General features: G+C 67.2%; 13 protein-coding genes. 3 read left to right on the plus strand and 10 right to left on the minus strand.

Annotated features, from left to right (window positions below; all coding sequences use genetic code 11):
* Window positions 1-4: 4 nt before the first annotated feature.
* The 8 genes from FG154_RS09500 to FG154_RS09535 form a co-directional block, all read right to left on the minus strand.
* Window positions 5-1,102 carry a TRAP transporter substrate-binding protein gene (locus FG154_RS09500; protein WP_145107000.1) on the minus strand — a complete coding sequence of 366 codons (1,098 nt, stop codon included), beginning with the start codon at window positions 1,100-1,102 and terminating at the stop codon, window positions 5-7.
* A gap of 240 nt (window positions 1,103-1,342) precedes the next feature.
* The gene (locus tag FG154_RS09505; protein ID WP_145107003.1) at window positions 1,343-2,776 is read right to left on the minus strand and encodes a mannitol dehydrogenase family protein; all 1,434 of its coding nucleotides are present in this window, start codon (window positions 2,774-2,776) and stop codon (window positions 1,343-1,345) included.
* A 145-nt stretch (window positions 2,777-2,921) separates the two neighbouring features.
* On the minus strand, window positions 2,922-3,920 hold the full coding sequence (locus FG154_RS09510; RefSeq protein WP_145107006.1) for an ABC transporter ATP-binding protein: 999 nt from the start codon (window positions 3,918-3,920) through the stop codon (window positions 2,922-2,924).
* A 7-nt stretch (window positions 3,921-3,927) separates the two neighbouring features.
* Window positions 3,928-4,758 (minus strand): carbohydrate ABC transporter permease, encoded by an 831-nt coding sequence (locus FG154_RS09515; protein WP_145107008.1) that lies wholly within the window; start codon window positions 4,756-4,758, stop codon window positions 3,928-3,930.
* A gap of 1 nt (window position 4,759) precedes the next feature.
* The gene (locus FG154_RS09520) at window positions 4,760-5,632 is read right to left on the minus strand and encodes a carbohydrate ABC transporter permease (RefSeq protein ID WP_145107011.1); all 873 of its coding nucleotides are present in this window, start codon (window positions 5,630-5,632) and stop codon (window positions 4,760-4,762) included.
* Window positions 5,633-5,727: 95 nt separating this feature from the next.
* Complete coding sequence (locus tag FG154_RS09525) at window positions 5,728-7,038, minus strand: ABC transporter substrate-binding protein (RefSeq protein WP_145107013.1); 1,311 nt, start codon at window positions 7,036-7,038, stop codon at window positions 5,728-5,730.
* Window positions 7,039-7,145: 107 nt separating this feature from the next.
* Window positions 7,146-8,099 (minus strand): sugar-binding transcriptional regulator, encoded by a 954-nt coding sequence (locus FG154_RS09530; RefSeq protein WP_145107016.1) that lies wholly within the window; start codon window positions 8,097-8,099, stop codon window positions 7,146-7,148.
* Complete coding sequence (locus tag FG154_RS09535; RefSeq protein WP_145107018.1) at window positions 8,096-8,782, minus strand: HAD family hydrolase; 687 nt, start codon at window positions 8,780-8,782, stop codon at window positions 8,096-8,098. The genes FG154_RS09530 and FG154_RS09535 overlap by 4 nt, the downstream gene beginning before the upstream one ends.
* A 178-nt stretch (window positions 8,783-8,960) precedes the next feature.
* Here FG154_RS09535 and FG154_RS09540 point away from each other — a divergent pair, with 178 nt between their 5' ends.
* Entirely contained in the window at window positions 8,961-9,461 is a 501-nt protein-coding gene (locus FG154_RS09540) for a YciE/YciF ferroxidase family protein (protein WP_145107020.1), read from the plus strand.
* A gap of 36 nt (window positions 9,462-9,497) precedes the next feature.
* On the opposite strand, the gene FG154_RS09545 is transcribed toward FG154_RS09540, so the two are convergent.
* Both FG154_RS09545 and FG154_RS09550 read right to left on the minus strand, forming a co-directional pair.
* Entirely contained in the window at window positions 9,498-10,151 is a 654-nt protein-coding gene (locus tag FG154_RS09545) for a hypothetical protein (RefSeq protein ID WP_145107023.1), read from the minus strand.
* Between the two features lie 52 nt (window positions 10,152-10,203).
* Complete coding sequence (locus tag FG154_RS09550; RefSeq protein ID WP_145107025.1) at window positions 10,204-10,836, minus strand: response regulator transcription factor; 633 nt, start codon at window positions 10,834-10,836, stop codon at window positions 10,204-10,206.
* Between the two features lie 282 nt (window positions 10,837-11,118).
* On the opposite strand from FG154_RS09550, the gene FG154_RS09555 reads away from it, so the two are divergent.
* Both FG154_RS09555 and FG154_RS09560 read left to right on the plus strand, forming a co-directional pair.
* Complete coding sequence (locus tag FG154_RS09555) at window positions 11,119-11,649, plus strand: putative pterin-binding protein (RefSeq protein WP_145107027.1); 531 nt, start codon at window positions 11,119-11,121, stop codon at window positions 11,647-11,649.
* Window positions 11,650-11,702: 53 nt separating this feature from the next.
* Window positions 11,703-14,318 (plus strand): response regulator, encoded by a 2,616-nt coding sequence (locus tag FG154_RS09560; RefSeq protein ID WP_145107030.1) that lies wholly within the window; start codon window positions 11,703-11,705, stop codon window positions 14,316-14,318.
* Window positions 14,319-14,331 lie beyond the last annotated feature (13 nt).

Below are 14,331 nucleotides of genomic sequence, written 5' to 3' on the forward strand. Positions count from 1 at the left end.
GGGATCAGAGCTTGCCCGCGTTCTGCTGCACCATCATGAAGGTGTCGTAGTTGTATTCCGCGATCTGCGCCCAGGTGTAGTTCTCGGAGCGGAAGGCCTTGATCGAATCCCAGATCTTCTTGAAGGCGGGGTTCGAGGCTTCCATCTCGGCGTAGACCGCGTTGGCGGCCTCGAAGCAGGCCTGCAGGATCTCGGGGCTGAAGGGCCGCAGCTGGGTGCCCTGCGCCACGAGCGACTTGATCGCGGTCGGGTTCTTGTAGTCGTACATCTGCAGCATGTTCGCATCCGCCGCCTGGCAGGCGGTGCGCAGCAGCGCCTGGTAGGCGGGGGGCAGGCCCTCGAAGGCTGCCTTGTTGAACATGAAGTGGACGGTCGGGCCACCTTCCCACCAGCCGGGGTAGTAGTAGTAGGGCGCGACCTTGAAGAAGCCGAGCTTCTCGTCGTCATAGGGGCCGACCCACTCGGTCGCGTCGATCGTGCCCTTTTCCAGCGCCGGATAGATGTCGCCTCCGGCGATCTGCTGCGGCACGACGCCCAGACGCTCCATCACCTTGCCGGCGAAGCCGCCGACCCGCATCTTCAGGCCCTGCATGTCGGCCACGGTGTTGATCTCGCGCCGGAACCAGCCGCCCATCTGGACGCCGGTGTTGCCGCCCGGGAAGCCCACGATGTTGTGCTGCGCGAGGAACTCGTTGTAGAGGTCGATCCCGCCGCCGTGGTAATGCCAGGCGTTGATGCCGCGCGCCGAGAGCGAGAAGGGCACCGCCGCGGCCAGCGCGAAGGTCGGGTCCTTGCCCCAATAGTAGTAGCCGACCGTGTGGCAGCATTCGACGGTGCCCGAGGTCACGGCGTCGGCGGCCTGCAGGCCCGGCACCAGCTCACCGGCCGAGAAGACCTGGATCTGGAAGTTGCCGTCCGAGGCTTCGCTGACCATCTTCGACAGCACTTCCGCGCCGCCAAAGATCGTGTCGAGCGATTTCGGGAAGGAAGAGGTGAGCCTCCAGGTGACCTTGGGCGCGGTCTGGGCGATGGCGGGCGCGGCGAGGCTGCCGGCCACGGCGCCCCCCACGGCGGCCCTGGTGATGAATGAGCGACGGTCCATGGTATTCCTCCCTTGTGGACGGGGCGGGCCGGCTTCTGCCTCCGGCTACGCGCTGCGCGCAGATTACACCGGAAGGGGCCGCTGTCCAGAAGCGAGGCGCGCGGCTTTCCGCAAGCACGATCCGCAAGCCGCACGGCCCGCCGCAAGACGTGGCAGAGGGCCGCATCTGCCCGTGCGTCGGGCGGATGCGACCCTGCGACAGTTCGAGGGCGCAAGCGGTCGGGCGCTGGCCCGGCCCGTTCAGTCGGCCAGATAGCGTCGGAGCACGGCTTCGGCGCCATCGCGCCAGACGGCTTCGAGCGCGGCGCCGAACTCATCGACCAGCGCCGGGTGGCGGCCAAGGTCGCCATAGACCTCGGTCATGGCGAGCCATTCGGCCGGATTGGCGCGCGCCCGCGTGGAGCGTTCCTGCAGCGCGGACCAGTTCGGGTCGTTCGGCTCGACCACCTGGCCTGAATCCGTGGTGCCGAAGCAGTAGCGGCACCAGAGCGCCGACAGCAGCACGAGCCCCTTCGGCATCCGGCCCGCGGCGAAATTGTCGCGCAGCGAGGGCACGATGAACTTCGGCTGCCGGTTCGAGCCGTCAAGGCAGAGCCTGCGCGTCGTGTCCGCGATCTCGGGGTTCGAGAAGCGGCTCTCGATCAGCGAGAGATAGGCCGGAATGCTCGTGTCGGGCACCGGCGGCACATGGGGCAGGATCTCCTCCACCTCGATCCTGTGCAGGAAGGCCGCCACCAGAGGGTTCGCCATCGCTTCGTGGACGAACTCGATGTCCATCAGCGCCGAGGGATAGGCGATCACCGCATGTCCGCCGTTCAGGATGCGGATCTTCATCGCCTCGTAGGCATGGACATGCGGGGTGAAGGTCACGCCGACCTTCTCCAGCGCCGGGCGGCCGGCGGGGAAATGGTCCTCGACTACCCATTGCCGGAAGGGCTCGCAGGTGACGGGAACGGGGTCGGTCAGGCCGAAGCCCTGCGCCAGCTCGCGCTCGTGCGGGCCGGTGGCGGGGGTGATGCGATCCACCATGCCGTTCGGGAAGGCGACATGGCTTTTCACCCAGCCGGCCAGTTCGGCGTCGTACAGCTCGGCCAGGCCCACCACGGCGTTGCGCGTCACATGGCCATTGCCGGGAAGGTTGTCGCAGGACATCACGGTGAAGGGCGCCACGCCCGCGGCGCGCCGGGCGCGAAGGGCGGCCAGGATCGCGCCGAAGGCCGTGGCGGGGGCCGAGGGGCGGGCCGCATCGGCCACGATGTCCGGGTGCGTCGGGTCGAAGGCGCCGGAGGCATCGACATAATAGCCGCCCTCGGTCACCGTCAGCGAGACGATGCGGATGCGCGGATCGGACATGGCCTCGATCAGCGCGGCATTGTCGGCCTCGACCGGCAGGAAGCCGATCATGGCGCCCACGCGGCGGGCGCGGTGACCCGCCGGGTCCAGCTCGATCACCGTCGAGAGATTGTCCTGCGCCGCCAGCGCCTCGCGCATCCGCGCATCGGTCGGGCGGACGCCTGCGCCGAGGATGCCCCAGTCGTGCCCTTCGCCGAGCGCGAAGAGATCGTCGAGATAGACGGCCTGATGCGCCCGGTGGAAGTTGCCCACGCCGATATGGACGATGCCGGGGGTGAGGGCCTTGCGGTCATAGGCGGGGAGGGCGACGGTGCGGGTCATGTTCGTTACCTTGTGGATGGTCCGGTTGCGGGCGCGGATGGCTCTGGCGAAAGCGGAGGGCGGGGCTCAGGCCGCCCTTCCGGCCGATCCCGGTGGGCGGGACCGGCAGGCCCCGGCGCGGAGGAAGCGGGCGTGACGCGCCATGTCAGAGGGCCCGGCCGTCCGGGCCGAAGCGGTGGATCTTGTCCGCCTGCGGCGTGAGCCAGACCTTGTCCCCATGATGGACACCGTATTCGCCGCCCGCCCGAACCGTCAGCGTGGGCATGCTTGCCACATGCACATGCAGGAAGGTGTCCGAGCCGAGATGCTCGGACACGCCGACCTCGCCCTGCCAGAGCCCGGTCTCGCGCGAGATGTTGATGTGCTCGGGCCGCACGCCCATGGTGGTGGCCCCGAACTTGGCGGCCTCGGGCCCTTCGATCAGGTTCATCTTGGGGCTGCCGATGAAGCCCGCGACAAAGAGGTTCGCCGGGTTGCGGTAAAGGGCGAGGGGCGAGCCCACCTGCTCGATCCGGCCCGCGTTCAGCACCACGATCTTGTCGGCCATAGTCATCGCCTCGACCTGGTCGTGCGTCACATAGATCATCGTGGTCTGAAGCGACTGGTGCAGCTCGGTGATCTCGAGGCGCATGTTGACGCGCAGCGCCGCGTCGAGGTTCGACAGCGGCTCGTCGAAGAGGAAGGCGGCCGGCTCGCGCACGATGGCGCGGCCGATGGCAACCCGCTGGCGCTGCCCGCCCGAGAGCTGGCCGGGGCGACGGTCGAGGTAGTTGGTCAGGTTCAGGATCTTGGCCGCGTTGGCCACGCGGCGCTCGATCTCGGCCGGGTCCATCTTGGCCATCCTGAGCGGGAAGGCGATGTTCTTCCTAACGGTCATGTGCGGATAGAGCGCATAGCTCTGGAACACCATCGCAAGGCCGCGCCGGGCGGGCGGCATCTCGGTCGCATCGCGCCCGTCAATCAGGATCTGGCCGTCGGAGACATCCTCGAGCCCCGCAATCAGGCGCAAGAGCGTGGACTTGCCGCAGCCCGAGGGGCCGACGAAGACGACGAATTCGCCATCCTCGATGTCGAGGTCGAGCGACGGAATGACGACCGCCTCTCCGAACCGCTTCTGGACGTTGCGCAGGGTTATCTTGCCCATGTGGCCCTCACTTCACCGCGCCAAAGGTCAGGCCGCGGACGAGTTGCTTCTGGCTGAACCAGCCAAGGATCAGGATCGGCGCGATGGCCATGGTCGAGGCCGCCGAGAGTTTCGCGTAAAAGAGGCCCTCGGGGCTGGAATAGCTGGCGATGAACTGCGTCAGCGGCGCCGCGCGCGAGGTGGTCAGCTGCAGCGTCCAGAAGGCCTCGTTCCAGGCGAGGATCACGTTCAGCAGCAGCGTCGAGGCGATGCCCGGCACGGCCATCGGCGTGAGGATGTAGAGGATCTCGGAGCCGAGCGTGGCGCCATCCATCCGTGCCGCCTCGAGGATCTCGCCCGGGATCTCCTTGAAGTAGGTGTAGAGCATCCAGACCACGATCGGCAGGTTGATCAGCGTCAGCACGATCACGAGGCCGATGCGCGTATCGAGAAGCCCCGTGTCGCGGAAGATCAGGTAGATCGGGATCAGCACGCCCACCGCCGGCATCATCTTGGTCGACAGCATCCACATCAGCACGTCCTTGGTGCGCTTGCCCGGCACGAAGGCCATGGCCCAGGCGGCCGGGATCGCGATGGCAAGCGCGAGAAGGGTGGAGCCGAGCGAGATCACCACCGAGTTCATGAAGTGGCGCGCGTAGTTCGAGCGGGTCTGGACCTGCTCATAGCTGATCAGCGTCCAGTCCGAGAACAGCATGGCGAAGGGCGCCTTGATGGCGTCACCTTCCGATTTGAAGCTCATCAGCACCGTCCAGAGGATCGGGAAGAAGATGAGGAAACCCACGGTCCACGCGGCGAGCGTGACGATCAGGGTGCGTCTGGCTGTGATGCGGCGTGACATGTCAGGCGTCCAGGTTCTTGCCGATCATGCGCATCAGGAAGATGGCCACGATGTTGGCGAGGATGACGGCGATGATCCCGCCGGCCGAGCCGCCGCCCACGTCATAGTTCAGGAGCGACTGCGCATAGACGAGATAGGTGATGTTGGTCGAGGCCGTGCCCGGCCCGCCGTTGGTGGTGACAAGGATCTCGGCAAAGACACCCAGCAGGAAGATGGTCTGGATCAGCACGACCACCGTGATCGCCCGCGTCAGGTGCGGCAGAGTGATGTAGAGGAAGCGGTTCAGCGGGCCCGCGCCGTCCATCTCGGCCGCCTCCATCTGCTCGCGGTCGAGCGACTGCAGCGCGGTCAGCAGGATCAGCGTGGCGAAGGGCAGCCATTGCCAGGCCACGATGCCGATGATCGAGGCCAGCGGCGCCTGGGACAGGAAGTCGAAGGGCTGCATCCCCAGCGCGCGGGCGACATGGGCGAACATGCCGTTCACGGGGTTCATGAACATGTTCTTCCAGACCAGCGCCGAGACGGTGGGCATGATGAAGAAGGGCGCGATCACCAGGATGCGCACGATCCCCTGGCCCCACATCGGCTGGTCCAGCAGCAGCGCCAGCAGCGTGCCGCCCACGACGGTGATCAGCAGCACGCCGCCCACCAGCAGGATCGTGTTGGTCAGCGCGGCCGAAAAGGCGGGGTCGGTGAGGAAGTAGTAGTAATTGTCCCAGCCGGTGAAGCTCTCCATCCCCGGCATGAGGAGATTGTAGCGCAGGAAGCTGAAATAGAGCGTCATCGACAGCGGCACGATCATCCACAGGAAAAGGAGGATGACGGCCGGCGAAATCATCAGACGCGCCGCAGTCTTGGAGTGCTGGGTCGCCATGAAGGCCTCGGGGCTGAGGGGGGCGGGAAGGCGCCGGACGCGGGGTCCGGCGCGGCAGGAGCAGCGGGCCGGCCCGGAGGCCGGCCCGGCAGGGCTTACTTGATGTAGCCGGCGCGGGTCATCTCGCGCGTCGTGAAGGCTTGCGCCGCGGTCAGCGCCTGTTCGGCCGACATGGACCCCGCAAGCGCCGCCGAGAACTGCTGGCCCACGGCCGTGCCGATGCCCTGGAACTCGGGGATCGCCACGAACTGGATGCCGACATAAGGCACCGGATCGACGGCCGGGTTGGTCGGATCAGCCGCGTTGATGCTTTCCAGCGTCATCTGCGCGAAGGGCACCTTCTGGTACTCCGGGTTCTCGTAGAGCGAGGCCCGTGTCCCCGGAGGCACGTTGGCCCAGCCCTCCTTCGAGGCGACCAGCTCGGCATAGTCCTTCGAGGTCGCCCAGGCGATGAACTGCTTGGCGGCATCCACCTTCTGCGAGCCCGCCGGGATCGCGAGGTTCCAGGCCCAGAGCCAGTTGGACCGCTTGCCCTTGCCGGTGTCGGGCGCCAGCGCGAAGCCCACCTTGTCGGCCACGGTCGATTCAGCGGGGTTGGTCACGAACGAGGCCGCCACCGTGGCGTCGATCCACATGCCGCACTTGCCCTGCTGGAAGAGCGCCAGGTTCTCGTTGAAGCCGTTGTTCGAGGCGCCCGGGGGCCCGTAGTTCGTCATCAGGTCGAGGTAGTCGGTCAGCGCGGCCTTCCAGGCCTCGCCGTCGAACTGCGGCTTCCATTCTTCGTCGAACCAGCGCGCGCCGTAGCTGTTGGCCATGGCCGAGAGGAACGCCATGTTCTCGCCCCAGCCGGCCTTGCCGCGCAGGCAGATGCCGTAGACCTCGGCCGACTTGTCGGTCATCTTGGCCGCGGCTTCCTTGACGAACTCCCAGGTGGGGGCGTCGGGCATGGTCAGCCCGGCCTGCTCCATCAGGTCCGTGCGGTACATGATCATCGAGCTTTCGCCGTAGAAGGGCGCGGCGTAAAGCTCGCCATCGACCGTCAGGCCGTTGCGGATCGCGGGCAGAAGGTCATCCACGTCATATTCGGGCGGCAGGTCGTTCAGGCTCATGAGCCAGCCCTGCTTGCCCCAGATCGGAACCTCGTAGGTGCCGATGGTCAGCACGTCGAACTGCCCGCCGCGGGTGGCGATGTCGGTCGTGACCTTCTGGCGCAGCACGTTTTCCTCGAGCGTGACCCACTCGACCGTGATGTCGGGGTGCTGCGCGTTGAACTCGGACATGAGCCCCTGCATGCGGATCATGTCGCCATTGTTGACGGTCGCCACGGTGATGGTTTCGGCGCCTGCGGCGGTCGAGAGCGCCGCCACGGCGCACGCGCCCATCAGGGCGCGAAATCTTGCGGTCATCAGTATCCTCCCTGGCCTGCACGGTGAGCATTAGTTCGTGCGGCGAATAATTACTCACCGAGGGGCAGCAGGCTGTCAATCATTTTCTGCCGCCTCCTTCGGCAGGTTCAGGACAGGAGTGCTTGCGCCGTCAGCTCGTCGGTTATCAGGCCGTTGAAAAGTCGGCCCTTCAGCCCGGCCCGCAGCGCAGCAAGCTTGCGCTTGCCTCCGGCGATGGCGACGGCCGTCCGCTCGCCCGAGATCTCGACGCGGACGCCCGCGACGCGCTGGTTGATGCTCGTCTCGAGATAGCGCCCGTCCGAGTCGAAGACCCAGCCCGCCACCTCTCCGGCCGCGCCGAGCTGCTCCATTTCCTCCAGCTCGGCCCGGGTGATGAAGCCGTCCTTGAGCAGCGGCGCATCCTCGCCCATCTGCCCCAGCCCGACAAAGGTCACATCGGCGTTGCGCGCCAGCCTGAGGACCGACTGCACCGGCTTGAGCGCGTGGAACAGCTCGCGCTCGGCGGCGTCCTGCGCGATCACCGGCATCGGCATCGGATAGTGCGGCGCCCGCACCCGGTCGGCGATGCGGAAGATCACGTCGTAGTAGGAGGCCGAGCCATCTGCCGAGATGTTGCCGTTCAGCGAGACGATCTTGTGCTGCTCGCAGACCATCGAGGTCATCTCTTCCACCGTCGCGCGCAGCGACCGTCCGGTGCCGAAGGCCACCACCATCGGCCGCTCCGAGCGCAGGACGCGCTCGACCTCGGCGGCGGCGGTGGGGGCGATCGAGGGCAGGGGATCGACATCCGCTCCGATGCTCGGTGCGACACGGGCAAGCTTCAGCCCGAAGCGCCGGGTCAGGGCGGCTTCGAGATGCAGGCAACCCGAGACGCGATGCTCTAGTCGGACATGGATCAGCCGTTCCGAAATCGCGCGGCTCACCAGCCGCTGCGCGCGCTGGCGCGAGGTGCCCAGCTCGCGCGCGATCTGGTCCTGCGTCAGGCCCGCGACGTAATAGAGCCAGCCGGCGCGGGCGGCATCATCCAGCGGCGTCGGCTCGCTCTCGGGCCGGTCGATCATGTCAGGGTCTCGCAACTGGCCCGGCGCAGTCCGGGCAGGGTCTCGTAAAAGCGCAGGAGGCTGTCGAAGCGGCGGTGCGGGCGGGCGTCGGGCGGATCCTCGATCCGGCGGCCGGCCAGATGGCTGCCCCCGGTGAACCGCCACACCCGCATTCCGGCCGCAAGGGCCGCGCGCACGCCGGGTTCGGTATCCTCGATCACCAGACAGCGGCCGGGCTCGACGCCCATCGCGGCCGCGGCGAAGAGGAAGAGGTCCGGGAAGGGCTTACCGCGCGCGACCTGGCTTGCGGTGAAGCAGCGGCCCTCGAAAAGCGGCGCGAGCCCGGTGATCTCGAGCGAGCGGGCCAGCCGCGCGGGGCTGCTCGAGGTGGCGAGGCAGGAGGGCACGGCCAGCGCCCGCACCACCTCGGCGGCGCCGGGCATGGGGCGAAGCCCGGTTTCAAAGGCCTGAAGCAGCCGGGCCCGCTCGTCCGCCTGGAAGGTCTCGGGCAGGGTCACGCCAAAGTCGCGCAGAACGACCTCCTGCACGGCGGGAAAGCTGCGGCCGAGGAAATGACGGTGCACAAAAGCTTCGTCCACGCACACGCCGGCACGTTCCAGCTCGGCCACGAGGACGGCAACGGCAAGGACTTCCGAATCGACCAGAACCCCGTCGCAGTCGAAGATGACAAGCCCGATATCCATGCGCAGACAGTAGGCGAGCGCGCTTTGCCGAGTAAAGCGGCAAGATGGACAGCCTTCGGCGGCAGGAGGGCGGAACCGGCGCGGCGCTGGAACATTGCCGCGCCCAAGTGGTTCGGGGGAGCGATCCGGGGGCGCAAGGCCCTCGGGAAGTTCGGAAACCACGTGAAGGAGAGACCCTATGGCCCTGTTCTCGAAGGACATCCGATCGATGGACGATCTTTACATGCACATGTTGCAGGACATCTACTACGCTGAGATGCAGATCGAGAAGGCCCTGCCCAAGATGATCGGCAAGGCCGGCGATGCGGGCCTGCGCGAGGGGTTCGAGCATCACCTGGACGAGACGCGCGGCCACGTCCAGCGGCTCGAGCGGGTCTTCTCGCTGCTCGGGCACGAGGCCAAGGGCACGACCTGTCCGGCGATCGACGGCATCATCAAGGAAGCCAATGACGTGGCGGGCGACATTGCCGAGCAGGATGTGCTCGATGCGGCCCTTGCCGCCGCCGCGCAGGCCGTCGAGCATTACGAGATGACGCGCTACGGCACGCTCATCGCCTGGTCGAAGGAACTGGGGCGCACCGAGGTGGCGCAGATCCTCGAGCAGACGCTCGCCGAGGAGAAGGCCGCCGACATGAAGCTCACGAAGCTGGCCGAGGCCCGTTTGAACCGCGCCGCCTGAGGCCGGGCAGACCAATGGCGGGCGCCACGGCGCCCGTCAGGATCGCGCGTCGGCAGGCGCCGCGAGCGCCTCGATCCCCGACCGGACGAGGGCCGCGGCGTAGAAGTGCACCAACGCCCGGTCACCCTTGCGCGCCTCCTGCCAGCGGGCGGCCGAGAAGTGCCCCTCCTCGAGGAACGGTTCGGCGGCCGCCAGAAGGCGCAGGGACGGGTCGTCCGCTTGCTCGCTTCCGCCGAAATAGTCCGTCAACAGGCCCGCGCGGACCTGCATCGCCCCCGTGATGCGCAGCGGGTGGCCCATGAGGTCGAAGCTGCGGACGGGCAGGCCGCCGTCGCCCTGTTCGGCGACACGACGGGCAAAGATGGTCTGAAACAGCGCACAGAGACAGATGAAACCCTTGTCGAGCGCCTCGTCGCGGGTGCGGACGAAGGCCGGAAGCGAGGGGAAGACCGCCTCGGTCTCGGCGCCGTCGATGAGGATGTCCACGATCCAGCCCTTGCCCGCCGGCAGCAGGATCACGGCCCGGACACGCCCTTCGTCAAGTGCCGCGGCCTCGGCCCGGACATAGGCCTCGGGGGGGAACCAGCGGTTGTCCAGCAGGTAGTTGCTGCCCGCCCTGCGGCGCGCCTCGGAGGCGATCTCCGCAAGAAGCTGCTCGCCGGCGTCGATGTCCGCCCTGTCATAGCCCATGGCCCGCTCCCTCCTGTGGTCGGGACCCTGGTGCAAGATGCGGGCCAGCGGCTCAGATGATGCCGAGATTGCGCGCCGTCACCACCGCCTGCGTCCGGTTCGTGGCGCCGAGCTTCTTGCAGATCGACTTGACATGCATCTTGATCGTCGGCTCGGCCAGGTTAAGACCGTGCGCTATCTCCTTGTTCTGGCGACCTTCCGCAAGATAGGACATGACCAGCATCTCCTTCTCGGTCAGCCGGCCGCCCGAGCTGTCGGGGGCCTGCCGACGGTCACGCGCCAGTTCCAGCGGCAGGTAATGCTCGCCCGCGTGCATGAAGCGGATCGCATTGCCGAGGCTGCGCACCGGGGTCGTCTTCAGCACGATGCCCGAGGCGCCCGCGGCAAGGATCTCGTCCACCATGCGCGGCGTCGGGTTCGAGGTGAGGATCGCCACCGGCTTGCCGGCCGAGAGCTTGATCGCCCGCGTGAGACCGGCCACGCCATTCATGCCCGGCATGTTCAGATCGAGCAGCGTCACGTCGAACGGTCCGTGCTCCTTGATCCGCTCGAGCCCCTCATCGAGGCTTTTGGCCGTCCGAACGGTCATTTCGGACGAGGCGGTCAGAAAAAGCGAGAACATCTCGACGACCATCTCGTGATCATCGGCAATGAGGACGCTGAGCTTCTGGGGCATCTGGGTCATTGTACGCTCGCTTCTGTCTTGCACGCATTCCTGCGGATCATGGGTCTTGTCCGGAGGGAGATGCAACGCCCTGAGGAACTGGCATCTCTAGGTTGCACACATCCGAAAAATTTGGGAAGAGACAAGTGGAATGGCAAAGATCCACACTCCCGCGCCAATTTCCTGACAATGGTTGGCGCAGTATATATGCTTAAGTATGTTAACGCATGCTTAAGCGGTGATGTCTCATTTTCAGTTCACTGCTATTGCTCTGACCGAGCACAGGCATGATGGAGTTGTGGAATGACCGTGCGTGCGGGAAGTTTCCTCGCCCTCTGCTGCGCGGCCGCGATCTGCGCGGCTGCTTCGTCCGCGGCGGCGTCGCCGGCGGACCTGCCGGTGCCGACCGGAACGCCCCTGCTGACGGTGGATGGCGCGATCGCCCGCTCGAACGATGCGGGGCGGGCGGTGTTCGATCTTGAGATGCTGCAGGATCTGCCGGCGCAGGCCTTCCGCACCTCGACCGTCTGGACAGAGGGCGTGCGCGAATTCACCGGCGTTCCGCTGAAGGCGCTGCTCGAGCGGCTGGGGGTGGAGGGGCCGGTCTCGGTCTCGGCCACCGCGATCAACGACTATGCGGTGGAGATCCCCGCCGACGCCATCGGGGATCAGGCGCCGATCATCGCCTATCACATCGACGGCGCGACCTTTTCCCGCCGCGAGAAGGGCCCGTTGTGGGTGGTCTTCCCCTATGACGCGGACGAACGCTACCGCACCGAGGTCACCTACGGGCAGAGCATCTGGCAGCTTGACCGGCTGACCGTGCGTCCATGAGCACGGGCCCCCGCACTCCGGACACGGGCGAGCGGGGAGCCGAGGTCAAGGCCATGTTCTCCGAAGTCCGCCCCACGGCTCCCGGCAGCCTCTTCGATCGCTGGACCGGGTTCCTGCTCATTCTGGCAGTGGGCGTGTCGGCGCTGATCGGCGCGATCTTCATCTTCACCGACATCGACCATCAGCTCGAAGCGAACCGGGTCGCCCATCTCGACAATCGGACATGGGTGCTCGCGCAGTTCGAGGTGGATGTGCTGAACTTCGCCTCGTCCGTGCAGATGGCCGCCTACCGGGCCGACGATCCCTCGCGGCTCGAGGCCGTCCGGCAGAAGTTCGACATCCTTTACAGCCGGGTGGACATCGTGCGCGGCTCTGAGCCCGGCACGATCGACGTGCTCGAGGCGGAGGTCCTGCCGATCTTCACCGGGTCCGACGGCTTCTTTGCGCGCTGGATCCCCGTGATCGACGGGCCGAACGCGCAGTTGCGCGATGCGCTGCCGCGACTGATCGCCGAGATGGAGGCGGCAAGCGCCACCGTCCGGTCGGGCGTGGTCAAGACGCTGGCCGATGTCATGCAGACTTCGGACGAGCGTCGTTCGGTCCTGCGCAGTTCGCTCCAGACCTTCGCCATGGCCTCGCTCGGGCTGCTCGCGCTGATGGGGGTGCTGATCGTGATCGTCATCGTGCAGAGCAATGCGCGACGGCGTCGGGGCGTCCTGCTCGAACGGTCGGTCCACAACCTGCGCGCCACGATTGAATCGTCGCTCGATGCGGTGGTGGTGCTCGATCACATGGGGCGGGTCGTCGAATGCAATCGGGCGGCGCTCGACATGTTCCGCTGGTCGGCCGAAGCCGCGCAGGGCGCGAACTTCGTGGAATATATCCGCACCGACGATGCCGACAGCCTGCTGCGTCCGCAGCCGCGCGCCGAGGACGAACCTGACCCCGGCCTTTCGGGGCGCGACGGGCGCATAACCATGATGGCGCAGCGCACCGACGGCACGACCTTTCCGGTCGAGGTCTCGGTGGCCGAGGCCCAGGGCGCCTCGCAGGACCCGTTCTTCATCGCCTTCATCCGCGACATCTCGGAGCGTCTCGAGCGCGAGGAGAGCCTGAAGAAGGCCCGCAACGACGCGCTCAAGGGCGAGGAGGCGAAGTCGCGCTTCCTGGCAGTCATGAGCCACGAGATGCGCACCCCGCTCAACGGCCTCATGGCCGCGTCGGACCTTCTGCAAAGCTCGACCGACCTGACCGAGCGGCAACGCTGGCTCACCGACATCGTGATCGGTTGCGGGTCGGCGGCGCTCGACCAGGTGAACAACGTGCTGGAACTGACGCGCCTCTCCGACCGCGACGGGGCGAGCTACGCGCGCTCGGTCTTCTCGCCGGTCGAGGTCATCGAGGGCCTGATCCGGCAGAACCAGCCGCAGGCGGACAAGCGCGGCAACAAGCTCTGGTTCGCGCCGCCCAAGGGGCAGGTGCCGCGCATCATGGCGCAGCGCCACCTCTTCCTGCGGGTGATGTACAATCTGATCGGCAATGCCATCAAGTTCACCGACAACGGCAAGGTCTCGGTCGAGCTTCTGTGGCATGTCGGTTCGGCGCCGGGGACCATCGACCTCTGCATCCATGTCAACGACACCGGGATCGGCATCGCCGAAGAGCATCTCGACACGATCTTCAAGAATTTCGAGACGCTGGATGCCTCCTACGGCCGGATCCGTGAGGGGACGGGCCTCGGCCTCGGTATCGCGAAGCTGGCAGCCGAGACGATGGGCGGGCGCATCACCGTGCAGAGCAAGCTGGGTCTGGGCTCGGTCTTCACGCTCAGGGTGACGGCGCCGCTGGCCGAAGCGACGGACGTGTCCGACGAGGATCTGGCCGATGAGGCCCTGCCGGCAGGCGACGGGCGCCGCTCGATCCTCGTCGCCGAGGACAATGCGATCAACCGTCAGCTTCTGGCCGAGATCCTGCGGATGGCGGGTCATGAGGTGACACTGGCCGAGGACGGGGCCGAGGCGGTCGAGGCGGCGTCGGTGCGGCGCTTCGACCTGATCCTGATGGATGTGTCGATGCCACGGGTGGATGGTCTCGAGGCGACGCGGATGATCCGGCAGGGCGGCCCGTCCGCCGCGACGCCCATCGTGGGCGCGACGGCCCATGCCGACCCCGACCGGGTGCCGGAGTTTCTGGGCGCCGGAATGAACGACGTTCTGGTGAAGCCGATCACGCGCGGGGCCCTGTTCGGTGCGATCCGGCTGTTCGCCGACAGCAGCCACGCCGTTGAGGAGAAGGAGGCGTCCATGCCAGCAGCCGCGCCCACCGAAGGACTTCCGCTGATCGACAGCGAGCTTCGGGCCGATCTCGAGGGGAACCTCGGGCCCGACTATATCGCCGGCATGATCGACCGGGTCCTGACCGAGGCCGGGGCGGCGCTGCCCGAGATGCGCCGCCTGCATGAGGCGGGCGATCATCACGCCGCGGCCCGGCTTGCGCATCGCACGGCGGGCGCGGCGGCGGCCGTAGGGCTCGTGGCGCTGCACCGGACGCTCGCCGGCTACGAGACGGCGGCCGATGCGGCCGACACCGATGCGGCCGGGCGCGCCCTCGAGAGCCTGCCCGCCACGATCGAGCGCACGGCCGCGGCGCTCCAGCCCGACGCCGCCTGAACCCTCCCTCCCG

Source organism: Cereibacter sediminicola, from assembly GCF_007668225.1.
GTDB classification, from domain to species: Bacteria; Pseudomonadota; Alphaproteobacteria; order Rhodobacterales; family Rhodobacteraceae; genus Cereibacter_A; species Cereibacter_A azotoformans.